The organism is Microbacterium pollutisoli (genome assembly GCF_053586795.1).
On record NZ_JBNYWT010000003.1, the window covers coordinates 287,906 to 309,842 of the forward strand.

General features: G+C 71.5%; 15 protein-coding genes and 1 other RNA gene. 11 read left to right on the forward strand and 5 right to left on the reverse strand.

What is annotated here, in order from left to right:
• Positions 1 to 49 precede the first annotated feature (49 nt).
• The 3 genes from ACQ143_RS09290 to ACQ143_RS09300 are packed head-to-tail and all read right to left on the reverse strand — an operon-like array spanning position 50 to position 4,648.
• Entirely contained in the window at positions 50 to 2,389 is a 2,340-nt protein-coding gene (locus ACQ143_RS09290) for a transglutaminase family protein (RefSeq protein ID WP_449570404.1), read from the reverse strand.
• Positions 2,376 to 3,620, reverse strand: a complete 1,245-nt coding sequence (locus ACQ143_RS09295) for a DUF58 domain-containing protein (RefSeq protein WP_449570405.1) — start codon at positions 3,618 to 3,620, stop codon at positions 2,376 to 2,378. Before ACQ143_RS09295 ends, ACQ143_RS09290 begins: the two co-directional genes overlap by 14 nt.
• 11 nt (positions 3,621 to 3,631) lie before the next feature.
• Complete coding sequence (locus ACQ143_RS09300) at positions 3,632 to 4,648, reverse strand: AAA family ATPase (RefSeq protein ID WP_449570406.1); 1,017 nt, start codon at positions 4,646 to 4,648, stop codon at positions 3,632 to 3,634.
• A gap of 105 nt (positions 4,649 to 4,753) precedes the next feature.
• On the opposite strand from ACQ143_RS09300, the gene ffs reads away from it, so the two are divergent.
• From ffs to ACQ143_RS09340, 8 genes are all read left to right on the forward strand, one after another.
• Positions 4,754 to 4,850: signal recognition particle sRNA small type (ffs, locus tag ACQ143_RS09305), an RNA gene on the forward strand.
• An 84-nt stretch (positions 4,851 to 4,934) separates the two neighbouring features.
• Entirely contained in the window at positions 4,935 to 7,070 is a 2,136-nt protein-coding gene (gene pta / locus ACQ143_RS09310) for a phosphate acetyltransferase (protein ID WP_449570407.1), read from the forward strand.
• The gene (locus ACQ143_RS09315; protein ID WP_449570408.1) at positions 7,067 to 8,290 is read left to right on the forward strand and encodes an acetate/propionate family kinase; all 1,224 of its coding nucleotides are present in this window, start codon (positions 7,067 to 7,069) and stop codon (positions 8,288 to 8,290) included. The genes pta and ACQ143_RS09315 overlap by 4 nt, the downstream gene beginning before the upstream one ends.
• 64 nt (positions 8,291 to 8,354) lie before the next feature.
• On the forward strand, positions 8,355 to 9,086 hold the full coding sequence (locus ACQ143_RS09320; protein WP_449570409.1) for an HAD family hydrolase: 732 nt from the start codon (positions 8,355 to 8,357) through the stop codon (positions 9,084 to 9,086).
• A gap of 24 nt (positions 9,087 to 9,110) precedes the next feature.
• A complete protein-coding gene (locus tag ACQ143_RS09325) occupies positions 9,111 to 11,693 on the forward strand; it encodes a glycoside hydrolase family 65 protein (RefSeq protein ID WP_449570526.1) in 2,583 nt (860 codons plus the stop codon).
• 64 nt (positions 11,694 to 11,757) lie between these two features.
• Positions 11,758 to 14,310 (forward strand): DNA polymerase III subunit gamma and tau, encoded by a 2,553-nt coding sequence (locus tag ACQ143_RS09330; RefSeq protein ID WP_449570410.1) that lies wholly within the window; start codon positions 11,758 to 11,760, stop codon positions 14,308 to 14,310.
• A 3-nt stretch (positions 14,311 to 14,313) separates the two neighbouring features.
• Complete coding sequence (recR, locus tag ACQ143_RS09335) at positions 14,314 to 14,907, forward strand: recombination mediator RecR (protein WP_449570411.1); 594 nt, start codon at positions 14,314 to 14,316, stop codon at positions 14,905 to 14,907.
• On the forward strand, positions 14,907 to 15,848 hold the full coding sequence (locus ACQ143_RS09340; RefSeq protein ID WP_449570412.1) for a DMT family transporter: 942 nt from the start codon (positions 14,907 to 14,909) through the stop codon (positions 15,846 to 15,848). The genes recR and ACQ143_RS09340 overlap by 1 nt, the downstream gene beginning before the upstream one ends.
• 9 nt (positions 15,849 to 15,857) lie before the next feature.
• On the opposite strand, the gene ACQ143_RS09345 is transcribed toward ACQ143_RS09340, so the two are convergent.
• Positions 15,858 to 17,255, reverse strand: a complete 1,398-nt coding sequence (locus ACQ143_RS09345; protein WP_449570413.1) for a threonine/serine ThrE exporter family protein — start codon at positions 17,253 to 17,255, stop codon at positions 15,858 to 15,860.
• Positions 17,255 to 17,644 (reverse strand): DMP19 family protein, encoded by a 390-nt coding sequence (locus tag ACQ143_RS09350; RefSeq protein WP_449570414.1) that lies wholly within the window; start codon positions 17,642 to 17,644, stop codon positions 17,255 to 17,257. The genes ACQ143_RS09345 and ACQ143_RS09350 overlap by 1 nt, the downstream gene beginning before the upstream one ends.
• Before the next feature lie 130 nt (positions 17,645 to 17,774).
• On the opposite strand from ACQ143_RS09350, the gene ACQ143_RS09355 reads away from it, so the two are divergent.
• The 3 genes from ACQ143_RS09355 to ACQ143_RS09365 all read left to right on the forward strand — a co-directional run bounded on the left by ACQ143_RS09355 (position 17,775) and on the right by ACQ143_RS09365 (position 21,934).
• Complete coding sequence (locus ACQ143_RS09355) at positions 17,775 to 19,061, forward strand: aspartate kinase (protein WP_449570415.1); 1,287 nt, start codon at positions 17,775 to 17,777, stop codon at positions 19,059 to 19,061.
• Positions 19,062 to 19,226: 165 nt separating this feature from the next.
• Entirely contained in the window at positions 19,227 to 20,303 is a 1,077-nt protein-coding gene (locus tag ACQ143_RS09360; RefSeq protein ID WP_449570416.1) for an aspartate-semialdehyde dehydrogenase, read from the forward strand.
• A 158-nt stretch (positions 20,304 to 20,461) separates the two neighbouring features.
• Complete coding sequence (locus tag ACQ143_RS09365; RefSeq protein ID WP_449570417.1) at positions 20,462 to 21,934, forward strand: malate:quinone oxidoreductase; 1,473 nt, start codon at positions 20,462 to 20,464, stop codon at positions 21,932 to 21,934.
• The last annotated feature ends 3 nt before the right edge of the window (positions 21,935 to 21,937 follow it).

Consider the following 21,937-nt stretch of genomic DNA (forward strand, 5'->3'; position numbering starts at 1 on the left):
CGGTCACACCACGAGCTCAGCCCCACCGCAGCCGTCTCGGCAGCCGGCGCTACTTCGCCAGCGCCCGCGGCACCGAGCGCAGCCCCACGCGCTCGGCGACACCCGAACCCGGCTTCACAATCAGCGACTTCGGCATCAGCAACGCGCCGCGGCGCAGGTGCGGGGGCGCGGCCGCCAGCAGCCCGCGGCGCACGACCCCGGCATCCACCCCCGGCCGCGAGCCGGGCCGCGCTGCACGCGCATAGTTCGCATGCTCCACCGTCGACACGAGCCGCTCCACCGCATCGGCCGGCGCACCGTGCGACGCCACCAGCCGCGCACCGAACGCGCGCGGCGACTCGGCGCCGGGAACCGCGATGCCCAAGTCGATCGCCGTCTCCTGCACGATCCGCCACGCCGCCGCCACATCACCGCGCCGCGCGCGCCGGCGCAGCGCCGCCAGTCGCACCTGCCCCGCTGCCCACGGAAGAGCCCCGACCAGCAGCGCGATGCCCAGCGCCGCGAAATACGGCAGCGGACTCACCGGCGTGGACCCCGCCCCGGCACCGCCGGCGTCGACCTCGTCCTGCTCGTCGACCGGTGTCGCCGAACCCGTCGGCGTCGGGGCGGCCGTCGGCGTCGGACCGCTGACATCCTCACCGCCGTCCGGAGGAGCGGGCGCCGATTCGGGAAGGAAACTCGTGGGCACCCCCAACGACTTGGTCGGTTCGAACGGCACCCAGCCGATCCCCTCGAAGTGCACCTCGGGCCACGCATGCAGCAAGCTCGTCGACACGGCCGCCACGCGCTCGCCGTCGACCACCTCGTCCGTCGTTTCGCCGGGCAGGAAGCCGATGACGATGCGGGCAGGCATATCCAGCGTCCGCGCCATCACCGCGAACGCCGACGCGAAGTGCACACAGTATCCCTCGCGCACATCGAGGAACTGCGCGACCGCGTCGGCGCCGCTGCCGTCGAAGCCCTCCTGCACGGGGGCGAACAGCGAATACGTGAACTCCGGCCCGCGGAACCACGCCTGCAGCGCGATCAGCCGGTCATAGTCGTTGTCCGCCCCCGCCGTCACCTCAGCCGCTGTGTTGGCGATGATCGGCGGCATGCCCGACGGCAGCGTGAACTCGTCGACGCCGCTGCCGCGCAACGACGCCCGCGCACCCCGGATCTTCTCACGCGACGGCCGCACCACGTTCGACAGCACTTCGTACGTCTGGCCCTGCGTCGAGCTCTCTGCCGTGATCACCGTGCGGTTCGCGGCGACCGCCCGCCACGCCCCCTCCAGCCCCGTCAGCGACACCGCGGGGAACGGGATCGGCAGTCGCGCCGACGCAAGACCGTCGATCGCGATCGTCGTGCGGTACTGCGTGACGCGGACATCCTCGTCCACCGTGAGCGCCTCCCACGACGAGTCGTCGACGAGCTCGACCGAACGGTACCGGTCCGGCCGCCACACCTCGCCGTCGAACTCCGAGAGCGTCGCCACCCGCAGGTACGGCGGCGATGGCGCGTTGGTGTGCACGCGCAGCACCTCGACGTCGGTCGGCTGGCGCAGATCCTTGCCCAGCTCGAGCGACGCGTCGATGGATGCCAGTCCCAGCGCCCCGCCCGCTCCGGCCGACGGCGGCAGCGTCGGCGTGGCCAGCACCGTGGCGACGATCGCCACGGCACCGATTCCCGCAGCCATGGCCGTCACGCCGGCGCTGGCCCGGGCGCCGACCGGCACCGGCGCCTCCCGGGTGCGTGTCTCCGCGCGGATCAGATACAGCACCGCGGCGGCGAGGACGATGAAGGCCGCGACGCTCGCCCCGGTGGGGACGGCCAGCGACGGGATGAGCCACACCGCCACCAGCGCCACGGTCGCCAGCAACGGCATGCGCGCGGTGAGCACGACGTGATCCAGCGCGATGGTGAGCGCGCCCAGTGCCGTGACGACGATGAACGTCATCGCGTGCGTCGCCTCCAACGGCGCCACGCCCAGCAGGATCTCGTTCGCCGCCACGCCCACCAGGTCGGGCGCTGCGCGGAAGGAGTCGAGCGTCGGGACGAAGCCGAGGAACGCCGTGTCGCGCAGGAACGCGACCGTCACGATCACCAGCCACAGCGCGAGAAGGATGAGCGTGACGACCATCGCCGGCACGCGCAGCCGCCGTGCGACCAGGCCCGCGGCCAGCAGCACGGCGGCGAAGACGATGACCCCGGGGATCCAGCCCCCCGGTGCGATGACGGTCGTCAACGGCAGGAGCGCCGCCACGAGCGCCACCCACAGCCCAGCCGTCAGACGGATCTCCCCGCGTCGCCGCAACGCTTCCGGGGTCGCCCTGCGCGCGGTGGATGCCGCAGCCCCGCGCCCCGGAACGCCCGGGCCCCCGCCGCGTCCGGTGTCACGCGATGACATGGTCCGACTCCCGGTCGATGGCGGCGATCCACGCGTCCGACAGGTCGCCCGCCACATCGATCTGAGCGGCCCGCCACCCGGCGGTGGCGATGTCGGCCAGGGCGCGCTCGGTCGGGTCGACCGTCAGCAGCACCGGCAGCGTGCTGTGGTGGACCAGCGGCGCGAGCAGCGCGGCATCCGCTTCGTCGAATCGGCCGGTGACCACCACGAGCGGGCCGGTCATGGTGCCGAGGAACAGGTTCCGCACGCCCTCGAGCGTTCCCTCGCGTCGCGCGGTGATCGACGCGAAGGCGATCGTCATGTCCTCGACGGCCCCGTGGTCCTCGCTGTCGATCCGCTCGACCAGGGCGGCACCGTCGACGTCCAGCACGGAGACGACGTAGCCCTCGTCGGTCAGCCGCGCCACCGCCGAGGCGCACGCCGAGACCGCCGCCTCGAACGCGGGGTCCGCCCCCGGGGTCACCAGCGCCCCGGCGCCGTACCGGTCGGCGGTGCGGTCGAAGACGACGGTGGCCTCGGGGGTGGACTCCTGCTCCTCCTGCCGCACCATCAGGTCGTCGCGGTGGGCGCTGGCGCGCCAGTGGATGCGGCGCATCGAATCGCCGGGCACGTACGCGCGCGGAATGAGGTTGTCGGCGCCCTGCCCCAGCTCGTTGGTCTCCGAGTGCAGGCTGCCGCCCACACTGCCGGGCAGGTCGTCCAGCGCGCCGAGCTCGATGACGGCGGGCGTCACGGTCAGCGGCACCGGCGTGCCGATGACGTGGCGGCGCCGGGCGAATCCGAACGGGTCGGTCGACGTCACCGACAACGGTCCGATCGGGCGGATGCCGCGGCGTTCGGCGTGCACGACGTACTCGAGTTCGACACGCTGCGGGCCCGTGCCGAGCCCCGAGCCCACCGCCGGGAACTCACCGCCGGCGTCCCCGGACAGGCCCGATGCGAGCTGATCGCTCCACGTCGACGGAGCGCTGGGCAGCGGCGTGCGGATGTCGACCTGCACGCGCACGTGCGTGTCGCCGCCGGCGGGGGCGACGTCGGGGCGGAAGGCCCGCGCGATCGAGGCGGTGCGGCGCACGAGGTACAGGCTGGCCAGGCTCGCCGCGACCACGAGGAACAGGAGGATGCTGACATACAGCAGCTCGGTCAGGTGCAGTGCATGCGCGAGGAAGAAGAACACGATTCCCAGGAGCACCGCACCGGTGCCCCTCACGGTCAGCGGCCACCCCTTCATCGCATCGGCTTTCAGCGGGCGGCGACGGGGACCCGCACCGAGCCGGTGATCGACTCGAGGATCGTGCCGATCGCCTCGGCGGCGGTGCGGCCGCGCGCCAGGCCGGTGCCGCGCGCGGCGATGAGACGGTGTGCGAACACCGGCGGGACGAGGGTGGCGACGTCGTCGGGGATGACGAAGTCGCGGCCGTCCAGCGCTGCCCACACCTTCGCGGCGCGCACCAGTTGCAGCGTCGCACGGGGGCTGGCGCCCAGGCGCAGGTCGGGGTGCTGCCGGGTCGCGCGGGCGAGGTTGACCGCGTATTCCTCGACGGCGGGGGAGACGTGCACGCTCCGTGCCCACCGGATCAGGTCGCGCACGCCCGCCGCGCCCACCACCGGCTGGACGGCGTCGAGCGGATTGACCACGTCGCGCTGACGCAACATGAGTGCCTCGTTCGCGGCATCCGGGTACCCCATCGAGATGCGCATCATGAACCGGTCGCGCTGCGCTTCGGGCAGCACGTAGGTGCCCTCCATCTCGAGCGGGTTCTGCGTGGCGACGACCAGGAACGGGTCGGGCAGCGGCCGCGATGTGCCGTCGACGGTGACCTGCCCCTCCTCCATGGCTTCCAGCAGCGCCGACTGGGTCTTCGGCGACGACCGGTTGATCTCGTCGGCGATGACGATGTGCGCGAAGATGGCGCCCGGCTTGAACTCGAACTCGCGGTCGACGGGGTTGAACACGCTCACCCCGGTCACGTCGCCCGGCAGCAGGTCGGGCGTGAACTGGATGCGGCGCACCGTCGCCTCGACGGTGGCGGCCAGCGCCCGCGCCAGCATCGTCTTGCCCACGCCCGGCACGTCCTCGATCAGCAGGTGCCCTTCGGCGAGCATGCAGACCAGCGCGGCGCGCACGGCGTCGGGCTTGCCGTCGATGACCCGGCTGATCGACTCGATGATCTGCCCGGTCGTGGCCGCGAATCGCTCCGCATCGACGGTGGGCAGCGGGGGCAGGGGCGGCACCTTCAGCGTGCTGTCGTCCGGCATCGGGCTCCCTGGTCGAGTTGTCGGCGAGGTGTGCGTCGTCGCATCCCCATGAATCGATGCTAACCCGGCAGGTGGATGCCGGCACCTGATCGTCGGGTAGACTCGAACCGCTCTCCGCGAGGCGGCATCCAGGCCAACTCCCCCAGGACGGAAACGTAGCAAGGGTAACTTGGCTCTGCCGGGTTCGCGGAGAGTCTTTTTTGTGCCCGGATCAGGGGCGGGCGCGACGGGATTATGCCCGGTCGGCGTGCTGGTCGCCAGGCAGCGGCCGCCATAGGCTGGACGGGTGGCGCAGAGCATCTACATCACGTCGGCCGAGGGGCACTCGGGCAAATCCACCATCGCGCTGGGCGTCCTCGACGCGCTGAGCCATGCGACACCGCGGGTGGGGGTGTTCCGGGCGATCGCGCGGTCGACCGATGAGCGCGACTACGTGCTCGAGATGCTGCTCGACCATGACGGCGTCGACCTCGGCTACGACGAGTGCATCGGCGTCACCTACGACGACGTGCGCACCGACCCCGACGCGGCGCTGAGCCGGATCGTCGAGCGCTACAAGGCCGTCGAAGCGCAATGCGACGCCGTCGTCATCGTCGGCAGCGACTACACCGACGTCGCCGCACCTGCCGAGTTCGGCTACAACGCCCGCATCGCGGCGAACCTGGGCGCCCCCGTGCTGCTGGTGGTCGGCGGCCGCGCCGCGCAGGAGCAGCCCGAGCAGCTCGGCACGACCATCGCCCGCACCCCCGCTCAGGTCGGGCAGATCGCAGATCTGGCCTTGACCGAGCTCGCGCACGCCCGCGCCCAGCTGCTGGCCGTCGTCGCGAACCGCGCCGACCCCGAGTACCTCGAAGAGACAGTCGCTGCGATCCACCGGGCGGTGCGCGACGCGCAGCCGCCCACGATCGACACCACCGTGCCGGTGTGGGCGATCCCCGAGGACCGGTACCTGGTCGCCCCGTCGGTGCGCGGCATCATGCGCTCGGTGGACGGCCGGCTGCTCAAGGGCGACCCGGAGCTGCTGACCCGCGAGGCGCTCGCGGTGGTGGTCGCCGGCATGTCGATGAACAACGTGCTGCCGCGCCTGATCGAAGGCGCCGTCGTGGTCATCGCGGCCGACCGCACCGATGTGCTGCTGGCGACGCTGCTGGCCAACGCGTCGGGCACCTTCCCCTCGATCGCGGGCATCGTGCTCAACGGCCCGTTCGACCTGCCGCCCGACATCGAGCGCCTCATCGAAGGGCTCGGCTCCACCGTGCCGATCATCACGACCGCGCACGGCACCTACGAGACCGCGCTGCGGGTCATGCGCACCCGTGGGCGCCTGGCCGCCGATTCGCAGCGTCGCTATGACACCGCGCTGGCGCTGTTCGAGACCCACGTCGACACCGACGAGCTGCGGCGCGCGCTCGGGGTGGCGACCTCGACGGTGGTCACCCCGCTCATGTTCGAGTACCAGCTCGTCGAGCGCGCCCGCGCGACCCGCAAGCGGATCGTGCTGCCCGAAGGGAACGACGACCGGGTGCTGCGTGCGGCGGCCACGGTGCTCACCCGCGGCATCGCCGACCTGGTGATCCTGGGCGACCCGGCCGAGGTGCACGCCCGGGCGGTCGAGCTCGGCATCGATCTGACCGGCGCGCAGGTGCTCTCGCCGTTCGACGGGACACTCGTGCAGCGCTTCGCGGAGACCTACGCGCAGCTGCGGGCGCACAAGGGCGTGACCCTCGAGCGGGCCGCCGACACCGTCACCGACGTGTCCTACTTCGGCACCATGATGGTGCACCTGGGACTGGCCGACGGCATGGTCTCGGGTGCGGCGCACACCACGGCGCACACGATCCGCCCGGCCTTCGAGATCATCAAGACCAAGCCCGGCACCTCGGTCGTGTCGTCGGTGTTCCTCATGGCGCTCGCCGACCGCGTCCTCGTCTACGGCGACTGCGCCGTCATCCCCGATCCCACCAGCGCCCAGCTGGCCGACATCGCCATCTCGTCCGCGTCGACGGCCGCGCAGTTCGGCATCGAGCCGCGTGTGGCGATGCTGTCGTACTCGACGGGGGAGTCGGGCTCGGGTGCCGACGTCGACAAGGTGCGCGAGGCCACCGCCCTGGTGCGGGAGCGTGCGCCCGAACTGCTGGTCGAAGGGCCCATCCAGTACGACGCCGCCGCCGACGCCGCCGTCGCCCGCGCGAAGCTGCCCGAGTCGGCGGTCGCCGGTCGGGCCACCGTGTTCGTGTTCCCGGATCTGAACACCGGCAACAACACCTACAAGGCCGTGCAGCGTTCGGCGGGAGCTGTCGCGATCGGACCCGTGCTGCAGGGCCTGAACAAGCCGATCAACGACCTGTCGCGCGGTGCGCTGGTCGAAGACATCGTCAACACGATCGCGATCACCGCGATCCAGGCGCAGGGAGAGGCATGAGCACCGTCCTGGTCATCAACAGCGGCTCCTCGTCGTTCAAGTACCAGCTCATCGACGTCGAAGCGGCCCGGCCACTGGCCGGCGGCCTCGTCGAGCGCATCGGGCAGGACACCGGGGCGGCCCAGCACACGGTCATGCTCGGCAGCGCCGAAGGCCCCGTCGTGACCGCGACGGATGCCACGTACCGTCAGGAGCTGCCCATCCCCGACCACACGGTGGGATTCCAGGTGATGCTCGATGCGTTCGCCGCGCACGGCCCCTCGCTCACCGACCATGCCCCGGTGGCCGTCGGGCACCGCGTGGTGCAGGGTGGCGCCCGGTTCTTCGAGCCGACCTTGATCACCGACCTGGTCGAGATCAACGTCGACGAACTGTCGGTGCTCGCGCCCCTGCACAACCCCGGCGCGCTGCAGGGGATCCGTGCCGCGCGTGCCGGTTTCCCCGATGTGCCGCACGTCGCGGTGTTCGACACCGCGTTCCATCAGACGATGCCGCCCGCGGCCTACACGTACGCGATCGATGCGCAGACGGCGCGCAAGCACCGCATCCGCAAATACGGCTTCCACGGCACGAGCCACAAGTACGTGAGCGAAGCGGCCGCCGCCTTTCTCGGCCGCGACAACAGCGAGCTGCGCCAGATCGTGCTGCACCTGGGCAACGGCGCGTCGATGACGGCCATCGCCGGCGGCCGGTCGGTCGACCACTCGATGGGGCTCACCCCGCTCGAGGGGCTCGTCATGGGCACCCGGTCGGGTGACCTCGATCCGTCGGTGCTGCTCGTGCTGTCGCAGCGCGAGCACCTCACGCCCGATCAACTCGACGCGTTCCTGAACACCCGCAGCGGCCTCATGGGCCTCGCCGGCGTCTCGGACATGCGCGACATCCAGCAGCGCCGCGATGCCGGCGATCCCGACGCGTCCCTCGCCTTCGACGTGTACGTCCACCGGCTGCGCGCGTACCTGGGCGCCTACCTCGCCCAGCTCGGCGGCGCCGATGTCATCTCGTTCACCGCCGGGGTGGGGGAGAACTCCCCGGCGGTGCGCGCCGCGGCCGTCGAGACGCTGGGCTACGCCGGGGTCGTGCTCGACCCGGAGCGGAACGCGGCGCCGGGCCGTGGCATCCGCGTGATCTCCACCGACGACTCGGCGGTCACCGTCCTGGTGGTGCCCACCGATGAGGAGCTGGAGATCGCCCGGCAGACCATGTCGGTGGCCGGCTGAACACCGGCATCCACCCCCTCGCGCTCGGCTCGTGGCCACGACGGACGGCGGTTACGCTGAGACCGTGACAGTCGACCAGCTCCCCGACCTGACGACGTACGACGGCGTCCTCTTCGACCTCGACGGTGTGCTGACGCCGACGGCCGAGGTGCACATGTACGCCTGGCAGGCGATGTTCACCGAGCTGTTCACGGCGTGGGACATCGAGCCGCCGTACACCGAACGCGACTACTTCCTCTACCTCGACGGCAAGAAGCGGTACGACGGCGTGGCGAGCCTGCTGCGCTCGCGCTCGGTCGAGGTGCCGTGGGGCGACCCGTCCGATCCGGTGACCGCCGACACCGTGTGCGGCATCGGCAACCGCAAGAACGCGGCGTTCGAGAAGGTGCTCGGCGAGATCGGAATCGCGCCGTACCCGGGCTCGCTCGCGCTGCTGGACGTCCTGCAGGCCGCGGGCGTGCCGGTCGCCGTCGTCTCCAGCTCGAAGAACGCGGTCGACGTGCTGACCGTCGCCGGCATCCGTGACCGGTTCCCCGTGATCATGGACGGCGTGATCGCCGAGCGCGACCACCTCCCCTCCAAGCCTGCGCCCGACGTCTTCCGCGAGGCTGCCCGGATGCTGGGCGTCGACCCCGCCCGCAGCGCCGCCGTCGAGGACGCGCACTCCGGCGTGCAGTCGGCCGCCGCCGCCGGATTCGGCCTCGTCATCGGCGTCGATCGTGGCGCGGGTGCCGAGATCCTGACCGCCGCCGGAGCCGACCTCGTCGTCGACGACCTGTCGGCGTTCGTCCCCTGACAAGCCCCCGCACCGCTAAGGAGCATCGTGGATCGCGACCGTTTTCCCGTAGACCCCTGGCGCCTGGTCGAGACGCGCATGTCGATCGACGACGTCGGCCTGACCGAGACGCTGTTCGCCGTCGGCAACGGCTACCTCGGCATGCGCGGCAACCCGCCCGAGGGGCGGCATGCGCACGAGCACGGCACGTTCATCAACGGCCTGCACGAGACGTTCCCCATCCGCCACGCGGAGCAGGCGTACGGGTTCGCGGAGACCGGGCAGACCATCATCAACGCCCCCGACGCGAAGGTGATGCGCGTCTACGTCGACGACGAGCCGCTCGCGTTCGACGTCGCCGACTTCCGGGAGTACGAGCGCGTGCTCGACATGCGCAAGGGCGTGCTGACCCGGCACATGCGGTGGACCACACCCAGCGGCAAGGACGTCGTGCTGGACTTCGAGCGCATGGTGTCCTTCGAAGAGCGGCACCTGGCGGTCATGCGTGTCACGGTCACCGTGCTCAACGCCGACGCGCCGGTCGTGATCAACTGCCAGCTCATCAACCGCCAGGACGGCGAGGACGTGTACGGCGGCAACGCCCCGCACGCCAGCGCGCCGACCGCCGCGGCCGCCTTCGATCCGCGCAAGGCCGAATCGATCGAAGAGCGCGTCCTGCAGCCGGTCGAATACTGGCAGGAGGGGCTGCGCTCGGTGCTGTCGTACCGCGTGTCCCACTCCGGTATGACCGTGGCGGTGGTCGCCGACCACGAGATCGACACCGCGAACGAGTACACCGCGCGCACCCTCATCGAGCCCGACATCGCCAAGAACGTGTTCCGCGTGCAGGCGAAGGCGGGCGTGCCCATCACCGTCACGAAGTTCGTCAGCTACCACAGCTCGCGCGGCGTACCGGCCCGCGAACTCGTCGACCGGGGGCGCCGCACGCTCGACCGGGCGCGGCTGGAGGGTGCCGAGTTCCAGTTCGAGGAGCAGGAGGCGTGGTGCCGCGACTTCTGGGAACGCTCCGACGTGCAGGTCGCCGGCGACGACGGGCTGCAGCAGGCGATCCGGTGGTGCATTTTCCAGCTCGCGCAGGCCGCCGCACGCGCCGACGGCAGCGGCGTGCCCGCCAAGGGGCTCACCGGCTCCGGGTACAGCGGCCACTACTTCTGGGACACCGAGGTGTACGTGCTGCCGTTCCTCACCTACACGACGCCGCAGTGGGCGCGCAACGCGCTGCGCATGCGGTACCACATGCTGCCGGCCGCCCGGCGCCGCGCCGCCCAGCTCAACGAGGCGGGTGCCCTGTTCCCGTGGCGCACCATCAACGGTGAGGAGGCGTCGGCCTACTACGCCGCCGGCACCGCGCAGTACCACATCAACGCCGACGTCAGCTTCGCGGTCGCCAAGTACGTGCGCGCGACCCATGACCTGCACTTCCTCGACAAGGAAGGCGTCGACATCCTCGTCGAGACCGCGCGGCTGTGGGCGACGCTCGGGTTCTGGCGCTTCAACGAGGACTTCGGCACCGAGGTGTTCCACATCCACGGCGTGACCGGCCCCGACGAATACACCACCGTCGTCAACGACAACCTGTTCACGAACGTGATGGCCCGGTTCAATCTGCGGGCGGCCGCGCGGGTGGTCCGCGAGATGGCCGACTACGCGCCCGACGAGTACCGCGCCATGGCCGCCCGCCTCGACCTCGATCCGAACGAGGCCGATGCCTGGGATGCCGCGGCCGAGGCCATGCACATCCCCTTCAGTGAGGGGCTCGGCATCCACCCGCAGGATGCGGTCTTCCTCGAGAAGGAGGTCTGGGACCTCGAGAACACGCCGCCCGAGCAGCATCCGCTGCTGCTGAACTTCCACCCGTTGGTGATCTACCGGTACCAGGTGCTCAAGCAGGCCGACGTGGTGCTCGCCCTGTTCCTGCAGGGGAACCACTTCACCGACGAGGAGAAGCTCGCCGACTTCGAGTACTACGACCCGCTGACCACCGGCGACTCGTCGCTGTCGGCGGTCGTGCAGTCGATCCTGGCGGCCGAGGTGGGGTACCAGGACCTGGCTCTGGAGTACTTCCGCGAGTCGGCGTTCGTCGATCTCGAGGACATCCACCGCAACGCCGCCGACGGGGCCCACGTGGCCTCTGCCGGTGGGGTGTGGGGCGCCCTGGTCAGCGGGTTCGGCGGCATGCGCGACTACAGCGGCGAGCTGAGCTTCGACCCGCGGCTGCCCGCCGAATGGCCCTCGCTGTCGTACAAGCTGCGGTGGCGGGACATGCAGCTGACGGTCACCGTGACCGCCGACGAGCTGACCGTCGTGGGCACGCCCGCGCCGGGTGTCGACGCCGTCGACGAACCGGTCGAGTTCAGCGTGCGCGGGGAGAAGTACACCGTGGCTGCGGGCGAGACGGTGACCGTGCCGCTGGACGGGCAGGGTCCGCGGCTGGCCGGCCGGCCCACCCTCAGCGACATCGGCCAGGCGCTGCGCGAGGACGGCACCCGGCTGTCGGCGTCGGTGCCGGTCTCCACGGCGACCACCAGCATCCCCGTCATCGGCGAGACGATCGGCGGGATCGAGGCGGTGCCGGTCGAGGAGGGCAATCTCGGCGTCGACTCGTGACCGGCGCGCGCCGGCGGGGACGGGAACCGGGAACGGTGTCGGCGGCAGGCCGTAGTCTGTCAGGGTGACCACAGCTCTGTACCGCCGCTACCGCCCGGAGTCCTTCGGCGAGATGATCGGACAGTCGCAGGTCACCGAGCCGCTGATGACGGCGCTGCGCAGCGACCGTGTCGGTCACGCGTACCTGTTCTCGGGTCCGCGCGGCTGCGGCAAGACGACGTCGGCGCGCATCCTGGCTCGGTGTCTCAACTGTGCGGCCGGTCCCACCGACACGCCGTGCGGCACGTGCGACAGCTGCGTCGAACTCAGCCGCGCGGGCGGCGGTTCGCTCGACGTCGTCGAGATCGACGCGGCCAGCCACAACGGTGTCGACGACGCGCGCGACCTGCGGGAGCGGGCCGTGTTCGCCCCGGCGCGCGACCGGTTCAAGATCTTCATCCTCGACGAGGCCCACATGGTCACGGCGCAGGGCTTCAACGCCCTGCTGAAGCTCGTCGAAGAGCCCCCCGCGCACGTGAAGTTCATCTTCGCGACGACCGAGCCCGACAAAGTCATCGGGACGATCCGGTCGCGCACCCACCACTATCCGTTCCGCCTTGTCGCTCCCGGTCCCATGCTCGAGTACGTCGAGCAGCTCTGCGCCGCCGAGGGCGTGCAGGTCGAGCCCGGGGTGCTGCCGCTGGTCGTGCGCGCCGGTGGGGGTTCGCCGCGCGACACCCTGTCGCTGCTCGACCAGCTTATCGCCGGCTCGGAGCCCTCGACCGACGACACCCAGGCCGTGGTCCGCTACGAGCGCGCGGTCGCGCTGCTCGGGTACACGCACGCCGAGCTGCTCGACGAGGTGGTCGACGCGTTCGGTGCGCGCGACGCTGCGGCCGCCTTCGCCGCCGTCGATCGCGTCGTGCAGACCGGGCAGGACCCGCGGCGCTTCGTCGACGACCTGCTCGAGCGGCTGCGTGACCTCATCATCGTCGCGGCGACCGGTGACGGCGCCGCCGCTGTGCTGCGCGGGATGCCGGCCGACGAGCTCGAGCGCATGGGGGTGCAGGCGGCCGTCTTCGGCACCGACCGGCTCTCGCGCATCGCCGACCTCGTGGTCGCGACCCTCGACGAGATGAGCGGCGCGACCAGCCCCCGGCTGCAGCTCGAGCTCATGGTCGCCCGCGTGCTCGCGGCGACGGATGCCGGTGTGCCGGCGGCCGGCGGTGCCGCAGCCGCGGGTGCGGGTGGTGTCGCGGGTGCCAGTAGTGCCGCGGGGGCCGCGGCCGGCGCTGCGTCTGCCGGTGGCATCGGTGGGGGTGGTGCCGGTGCTGCGCCTGCGGGCGGTGCGGGTGCTGGCGTTCCCGCCGGCGGTGCGGGTGGCGCCGGTGCAGGAATGCCGGTTGGAGTTCCCGCCGCCGCGACGGACGGATCTGCGCCGGCCACCCCCGGCGACCACGGCGCACCGGCCTCGGCCCCGCCGGCGCATCCGTTGCCGGCCGGACCGCTCACCCTCATGCAGGTGCGCGACGCGTGGACCGAGATCCTCAACCGGCTCGAGCCGGTCAGTCGCTCGTCGTGGATGATCGCCAGCGCGGCCCGTCCGGTCGCGTACACGAGCGACGACGTGCTGACGCTGTCGTTCCAGAGCCAGGCCGACGTCGCGGCGTTCAAGAAGCTCAACGCGGGCAAGGGCCCGAGTGAAGACCTGCGCGGCGCGATCCAGTCCGTGCTCGGCGTGCGGGTCAAGTACATCGCGCGCCACGACGCCGATCCGGCGCCCGCCCCGCCCGGGTCGCTGCCCGCCGCGTCGGCCGGCGACCAGCCGGCGCCGCCGAACCCAGAGGAGCCCTCCTCAGGGCCGGCACACGCGCCCCTCCACCCGCCGGCCGACCAGACCGGCACCCCCGGCCGACCCGCCCCCGTCTCGAGCGGACCTGCAGGCGACGCACCCGCACAGGCAGGTGCGGCGTCCGGGCCCGCACCTCCTGCACCGGGGCCCGGCGGCGCGGCACCCACCGACGCCGCCCCCGCAGCGGGATACCCCTCCGCGTCCGCGAACGCGCACACGGCGGCGCCCCCGTCTACGCTCGCCGGCTCGCACAGTGCGCCCTCGGCGCCGTCGCCTCAGCGCGCGAGCCCGCCGGCTGCGGCCGCACCCGCCGCCGCACCGGCCCCGTCGGCGCCCGCACGGCCGCACACCGCGCAGCCCGCTTCGCCCGCCCGCCCCGGCCCGCACGCGTCGGCACCGGCCGCCGCGCCCGTGACCGAATGGGCCGTCGCCACCATCCCCGGTTCCGACACCGCCCCTGCCGGCCCGGGCCTCGCCGTCGACGACGAACCCGAGGACGCGGCCCGCGCCGCCTGGGACCCCACGCCCTCGCCCCGCGACGGCGCGGTCGTCACCGAACCTGAACCCGGCCCCTACGACGACGATGCGCCGCCGCCCGAAGACTTCGACGCGCCCGTACCTCCCCGGGCCCCGGTCGTGGTCGAGCGTCCTGCAGCGCAACCGCCCGCCTCCCGGCCCACCCGCAACGGCGGCATCGAGCGGGTCGGCGAAGCCGTCGTCCGCCAGATGCTCGGCGCGACATTCCTCCGTGAAGAGCCCTACACACCCCCGACGAGGTTCAACTAGCCCATGTACGACGGCATCGTCCAGGATCTCATCGACGAGTTCGGGCGCCTTCCCGGCATCGGCCCGAAGTCGGCGCAGCGCATCGCGTTCCACATCCTGCAGACCCCCACCTTCGACGTGACCCGCCTGTCGCAGCTGCTTGGCGAGCTGCGCGAACGGGTGCGGTTCTGCGAGCTGTGCGGCAACGTCTCCGAGCAGGAGCGCTGCGCCGTGTGCCGTGACCCGCGCCGCGACGACTCGCTCATCTGCGTCGTCGAAGACGCGAAGGACGTCGCCGCGATCGAGCGCACCCGCGAGTTCCGCGGCCGTTACCACGTCCTCGGCGGGGCCATCAGCCCCATCGCCGGGGTCGGGCCGGACGACCTGCGCATCGCCCAGCTCATGCAACGGTTGGCCGACGGCACCGTGCAGGAGGTCATCCTGGCCACCAACCCCAACCTCGAGGGCGAGGCGACGGCCACCTACCTGAGCCGTCTGCTGCACACCCTGGAGATCCGTGTCACACGGCTGGCGTCGGGGCTTCCCGTCGGCGGCGACCTCGAATACGCCGACGAGGTGACGCTCGGTCGCGCCTTCGAGGGGCGCCGCAACGTGTGATGGCCGCCGTCTCCGGGCGGGCCTGGCTGCTCTACGCGGCGATGGCGGTGCTGTGGGGCATCCCATACCTGTTCATCCGCGAGGCCGTCGACAGCTTCTCCCCGGCCGCGGTGGTCGCCGGCCGCACCCTGCTGGGGGCGGCGATCCTGCTGCCGATCGCGATCCGCCGCCGGACGCTGGGCCCCGCGCTGCGCGTGTGGCCGTGGGTGCTCGCGTTCGGCGCCATCGAGATGGCCGGGCCGTTCTTCCTGCTCAGCCACGCCGAGCAGACCATCCCCTCCGGCACCACCGGCCTGCTGGTGGCCACCGTCCCCCTGTTCGCCGCGATCATCGCGCTCCTGCGCGGCGATCGCTCGGCGTTCACCCCGGTGCGGGCGCTCGGCCTGCTGATCGGGTTCGGCGGTGTCGCGGTCACCGTGGCTGGACCCGGCCTGGGCATCCTCACCGACCCGGCCGCGATGTTCGCCGTCGGCGAGGTGCTGCTGACCGCCGTCCTCTACGCGATCGCACCGTTCATCATCGCGACCAAGCTCAAAGGCGTCTCGTCGATGGCCTCCGTCGGCCTGGCGCTGCTGGCGGTCGGACTGGTCTACCTGCCCATCGCCCTGCTGACCCAGCACGAGGTGCCCACCGTCCGCAGCACCGTGTCACTCGTGGCGCTCGGCGTGCTGTGCTCGGCCGTCGCCTTCATCGGGTTCTTCGCGCTCATCCGCGAGGTCGGCCCGGTGCGCGCGCCGCTGTTCACCTACGTCAACCCGGTCGTCGCGATCGGACTGGGCGTCGTCATCCTGGGGGAGCAGCTCACCCCCGGCCTGCTGCTGGGCTTCCCGCTCGTCATCGCCGGATGCTGGCTGGCCGCCACCGGGGGTCGCCCGCGGCGCCGTCGCCTGCCCGAGATGCCCGTCAGCGTGCCGCCCACCGCAGCGCCCCCGTCCGCATAGCACCCGCCGTCAGGGCCGGACGCGCGCCCGCGCGCGCCGCACCCCGCCCAGCGTCGCGCGCAGCGGCTGGCCGAGGTAGATGCCCAGCGACGCGCCGACGGCCAGCGCGATGCCGACCGTGGCCGCGAAGGTCAACGTCGTGAACCCGGCCAGCAGCATCGTGGTGTCGTCGCCGGACTCCACCACACTCAGCAGCCCGCGGAACACCGCGGCGCCGGGCACCATCGGCAGGATCGCCGCCGTCGTGATCGCCACCGACGGCACATGCAGCCGGAACGCCAGCAGCACGCCGACGAAGCTGCCCGCGAACGCCCCGACGCCGCTGGCCGCCGCCACGTCGAAGCCCAGCGCCGTCGCCAGCAGGAACCCGGTCCACGCCACCACGCTCAGCAGCAGGCTCACCACGACGATGCGCGACCGTGCGCCGTTGAACACCGCGACCGCCACGGCGATGATCGCCGCCCCCAGGAACTGCAGGCCCAGCGGCCCCAGCGGCAGCGTCTCACTGGGCGGGGCCATGGGCAGGCCGATGAGCTTCGCCGTCTCGAGCCCGACGAGGATGCCGAGCACGACACCGAGCGTGTGCGTGGTCAGTTCGAGGATGCGGCCCATCGCGGTCAGCGCGAACCCGTCGATCGCGTCCTGCGCCGCGCCCACCACCGTGAGCCCTGCCAGCATCAGCACGATGCCCGACGCGACGATCACCGACGGGCGGATGCCGGCGGCCGGCGGCCACCCGGTCAACTGCAGCAGCGGCGCCAGGGCCGCCACGATCGTCAGCACGAACCCACCCGCGATCTGACTGAAGAAGAACGGCACGCGCGCCTTCGACATGCCGTACTGCGTCAGCGCCGCCATCCCCGCCCCGAGGAACGCGAAGGCGATGCCCAGCCAGTTCACGCCGAACATGACGGCCACGCCCACCGCCAACAGCGCCTGCGCGCCGATGACGACGACGGGGGGATAGCGGAACGGGGCGCGCCGGATGGCCCGGTACTGCTCGTACGCGGCATCCACCGGCAGCCCGGTCTGGATCTCGGCGACCAGCGCCTGCAGCCGCTGCAGCTTGTCGTGGTCGGGCACCGAGGCGCGCACGACGCGCAGCAGCGTGATCGGCCGCGCCGCTCCCGCCCGGTGGTGCGCCGCGGTGATGGCGTTGTAGGTGACCTCGACGTGCACCGGTTGCAGGCCGTACGCCCCGGCGACCCGCACGATCGTGAGGGTCGCCTCGCTCGCGGGGGCGCCGGCGACCAGCGTCGACTCGCCGATGCGCACGGCCAGGTCGAGGATGCGTGCGGCCAGTGCGTCGTCCATGATCGGCAGCGCCTCGGTGAAGGCGTCAGGGGAGTGCGCCGGGCGCACCATGTCGGTCAGCGACGCGAAGACGCCGCGGCGACGCGCAGCCATCACAGCGGTGCGAACGCGTCGGGGTCGTTGCGCAGTGCCGTCTCGAGCGCGTGCTCGATGTCCTCGTCCTCGAGCGTGTAGGTCTCGTCGATGCGCTGCTCGGCCTCTTCGCGGCTCTCCTCGTCGAGGTCGCGCTCTTCGAGCACGGCGTTGTCGATCGCGCCGGCGGCCGATTCCAGACCGAAGAACCGGTACGCCTCCACGACCGCGTCCGACGGATACACGGGATCGTTGGCGTGCAGCTCGACGGCGGCGAGCAGACCGCCGTTCATGACCAGGCCGTGGAAGGTGAGGACCGTCAGCAGCGCCGCGTCGCCGGGACGCTCGGCGGCGTCGGGCGACTCCAGATCGAGGGCGCGGTTCCACACATCGTCTGCGAGGGAGCTCATGCCACCACGGTACGCCGTCGACGTCACATGGGAAGGGGCGGCCCCGCGCGCTCCTTACAATGTCTGGTGGGGTTGCGGCATCCGCGCACCCGCCGGTCGCTGAACCGGCCGTCTCCCGGGAGCTTTACACGTGGCGCTGATCGTCCAGAAGTACGGCGGTTCGTCCGTCGCCGACGCCGAGAGCATCAAGCGCGTCGCCAAGCGCATCGTCGACGCGCGCCGCGCCGGTGACGACGTCGTCGTCGCCGTCAGCGCGATGGGCGACACGACCGATGAGCTGCTCGACCTCGCCGCGAAGGTGTCGCCGATCCCGGCGCCGCGCGAGCTCGACATGCTGCTGTCCAGCGGTGAGCGCATCTCGATGGCCCTGCTGGCCATGTCTATCCACTCGATGGGCTTCGAGGCGCGCTCGTTCACCGGGATGCAGGCCGGCATGCTCACCACCGCCGACCACGGTTCGGCGCGCATCGTCGATGTCACCCCCACCCGTGTGCGTGAGGCGCTCGACGAGGGTGCGATCGTGATCGTCGCCGGCTTCCAGGGCTTCAACACCGACACCCGCGACATCACCACGCTCGGCCGCGGCGGATCCGACACGACCGCCGTGGCGCTGGCCGCCGCGCTCAAGGCCGACGTCTGCGAGATCTACAGCGACGTCGACGGCATCTTCACCGCCGACCCGCGCGTGGTGCCGCAGGCCCGCAAGCTGTCCACCGTCGGCGCCGAGGAGATGCTCGAACTCGCCGCCAACGGCGCCAAAGTCCTGTACATCCGTGCGGTCGAGTACGCCCGCCGTCACGGCGTCATGATCCACGCCCGCTCGTCGTTCAGCTCGGGCCCCGGCACGTACGTGCTCGGCCCCGGCATGACCGCACCGGAGGGCATCGAGGGAGAAGAGATGGAAGAGCCGATCGTCGCGGGTGTCGCGACCGACATGAGCCAGGCCAAGATCACCGTCATCGGCGTGCCGGACGTTCCCGGCAAGGCCGCGGAGATCTTCAAGATCGTCGCCAAGAGCGGCGCCAACGTCGACATGATCGTGCAGAACGTGTCCGCCGCGGCGACCGGACGCACCGACATCTCGTTCACCCTGCCCAAGTCCGAGGCGTCCACGGCGCTGCGCGCGCTGGCAGCCGAGCAGGGCGGCGTCGGGTTCGAGAGCCTCGTCCACGACGACCAGATCGGCAAGCTCTCCGTCGTCGGCGCCGGCATGCGCTCGCACTCGGGCGTGTCCGCCACGCTGTTCGAGGCGCTGTCGACCGCCGGCGTGAACATCGAGATGATCTCGACCTCGGAGATCCGCATCTCGGTCGTCGTCCGTGGGGACGACCTGGCCGAGGCGGCACGGGTCGTGCACACCGCCTACGGTCTCGACGGGGACGTCGAAGCGGTCGTGCACGCCGGCACCGGCCGCTGATCGCGGGCCGGCATCCGGACCCTGGATGCCGGTGGCAGTGATCCGCCGGCATCCGACCGTCCGCGGACGTCACATCGGGCCGTCGCCCGGTCGGGCGCGGGTAGACTCGCGGCATCCGCCCGCTCGGGCACCCCACCACCCGCACCGCCGTAAGGAATACTCGCAATGACCCGTATCTCGGACTCCGGACTCTCCGTCGCCATCGTCGGCGCCACCGGCCAGGTGGGGACGGTCATGCGCGAGATTCTGGCCGAGCGCACGTTCCCCGTCCGGGAACTGCGGCTGTTCGCCACGGCCCGCAGCGCCGGCAGCACCGTCGACTTCGCCGGACAGTCCGTCGTGATCGAAGACGTCGCCACCGCCGATGCGGCCGGCATCGACATCGCCCTGTTCTCGGCCGGCGCGGCCGGCTCGCGTGCCCACGCCCCGCGCTTCGCCGAGGCCGGCGCCGTGGTCATCGACAACTCCAGCGCCTGGCGCATGGACCCCGAGGTCCCGCTCGTGGTCAGCGAGGTCAACCCGCATGCGACAGAGAACCTGCCCAAGGGCATCATCGCCAACCCCAACTGCACCACGATGGCCGCCATGCCGGTGCTCAAGGCCCTCGACACCGAAGCCGGCCTGGAGCGGCTCATCGTCAGCACCTACCAGGCGGTCTCCGGCTCGGGTCTGGCCGGCGCCCAGGAACTGCTCGGCCAGGTCGAGAGCGTCCTCGCCCAGGGCCACACGCTCGACCTCGTCCACGACGGCAGCGCCGTCGACTTCCCGCAGCCGGAGAAGTACGTCGCGCCCATCGCGTTCGACGTCATCCCGCTGGCGGGCAACCTCGTCGACGACGGGCTGAACGAGACGGACGAGGAGAAGAAGCTCCGCAACGAGAGCCGCAAGATCCTGGAACTGCCCGACCTGCGCGTGGCCGGCACCTGCGTGCGCGTGCCCGTCTTCACGGGCCACTCGCTGTCGATCCACGCCGAGTTCGCGCGCGACATCACGCCCGACCGTGCGCGCGAGGTGCTCGCCGAGGCCCCCGGCGTCGTGCTCGAAGAAGTGCCGACACCGCTGCACGCCGCGGGCAAGGACCCGAGCTTCGTCGGCCGCATCCGCGCCGACCAGTCCGCCCCCGAGGGCAAGGGACTCGTGCTGTTCATCAGCAACGACAACCTGCGCAAGGGCGCGGCGCTGAACACGGTGCAGATCGCCGAGATCGTCGCGCAGCGCCTCGGCGCCGGCGTCGCCCGCTGACCCCTCGGCGTGCCACGGGGCAGCTGACCCCCGCCGGGAGTGACGCGGGCGCCGCTGCGCCGCCGAAAGTGCTCGCCACGCAAGATCGGCGAAAGTTCGCGGATGCCGGGGAGCCGCCGGCCGGGGGACAGCGGCGGCGACGCCTAGACTGGTGCATTGTGAGTGAACCAGTCGACGTCGTCCTGATCGGTGGGGGCATCATGAGTGCCACCCTGGGTACGCTGCTGCACCAGCTGCAGCCGGACTGGAAGATCGTCGTCTGCGAGCGACTGTCCGACGTCGCTCTGGAATCCTCCAACGCGTGGAACAACGCCGGCACCGGGCACGCTGCGCTCTGCGAGCTGAATTACATGCCTGCCGGTCCCGACGGTGAGGTCGACCCGGCCAAGGCGATCTCGATCAACGAGCAGTTCCAGCAGAGCCGCCAGCTGTGGACCTCGTGGGTCGAGCAGGGCCTGCTCGACGAGCCGTCGACGTTCATCAACGCCACCCCGCACATGACATTCGTGCGCGGCGAAAAGGACGTCGCCTACCTGAAGAAGCGCTACGAGGCGCTCAAGGACCAGCCGCTGTTCGCGGGCATCGAATACTCCGAGGACTCGCGCGTCATCAACCAGTGGGCGCCTCTGCTCATGCAGCGCCGCCGCAAGGGCGAGCCGTTCGCCGCCACCCGCGTGCCCGCCGGCACCGACGTCGACTTCGGCGCGCTCACCCGCCAGCTGTTCGAGGGCCTGAAGAAGGACGGCGTCGAGGTCGTCACCAACCGCGAGGTGCGCGGCCTGAAGAAGCAGTCCGACGGCACCTGGAAGGTGTCGTACCGCAACGCCCTGGGCAAGACCCCCGGCAGCCTCACCGCACGGTTCGTGTTCGTCGGCGCCGGCGGCTGGGCGCTCAAGCTGCTGCAGAAGTCCCGCATCCCCGAGATCTCCGGGTACGGCGTGTTCCCCATCGGGGGCCAGTTCCTGAAGACCACGAACCCCGCCATCGTCGCCCAGCACAAGGCCAAGGTGTACTCGCAGGCTTCGGTGGGCGCCCCGCCGATGTCGGTGCCGCACCTGGACACCCGGGTAGTCGACGGCGAGGCGTCGCTGCTGTTCGGACCGTTCGCGACGTTCAGTCCCAAGTTCCTCAAGAACGGGCGCCTCACCGACATCATCGCGCAGGTGCGCCCGGGCAACCTGTGGCCGATGCTCAAGGTCGCCATCGACAACCCGAGCCTGATCAGCTACCTCGTCGGCGAACTGCTGAAGAACCACGCGAAGAAGGTCGACTCGCTGCGCGTGTTCATGCCCACCGCGAAGGACGAGGACTGGGAGCTCATCCAGGCCGGCCAGCGCGCGCAGGTGATGAAGAAGGACCCCGACAAGGGCGGCGTGCTGCAGTTCGGCACGGAGGTCGTCACCTCCGCCGACGGCTCGATCGCCGCCTTGTTGGGGGCCTCGCCGGGCGCCTCCACGGCGGCCTCTATCATGCTCAACCTGCTGAGCACCTGCTTCCCCGACCGCATCGAGGGCTGGAAGCCGACGCTGACCGAGCTCATCCCCAGCTACGGCCAGACGCTGAACACCGATCCGGACTTCGCCGCCGCTTCGTTGCGGCGCACCGCCGCCGCACTCGGCATCAACGTCTGACGC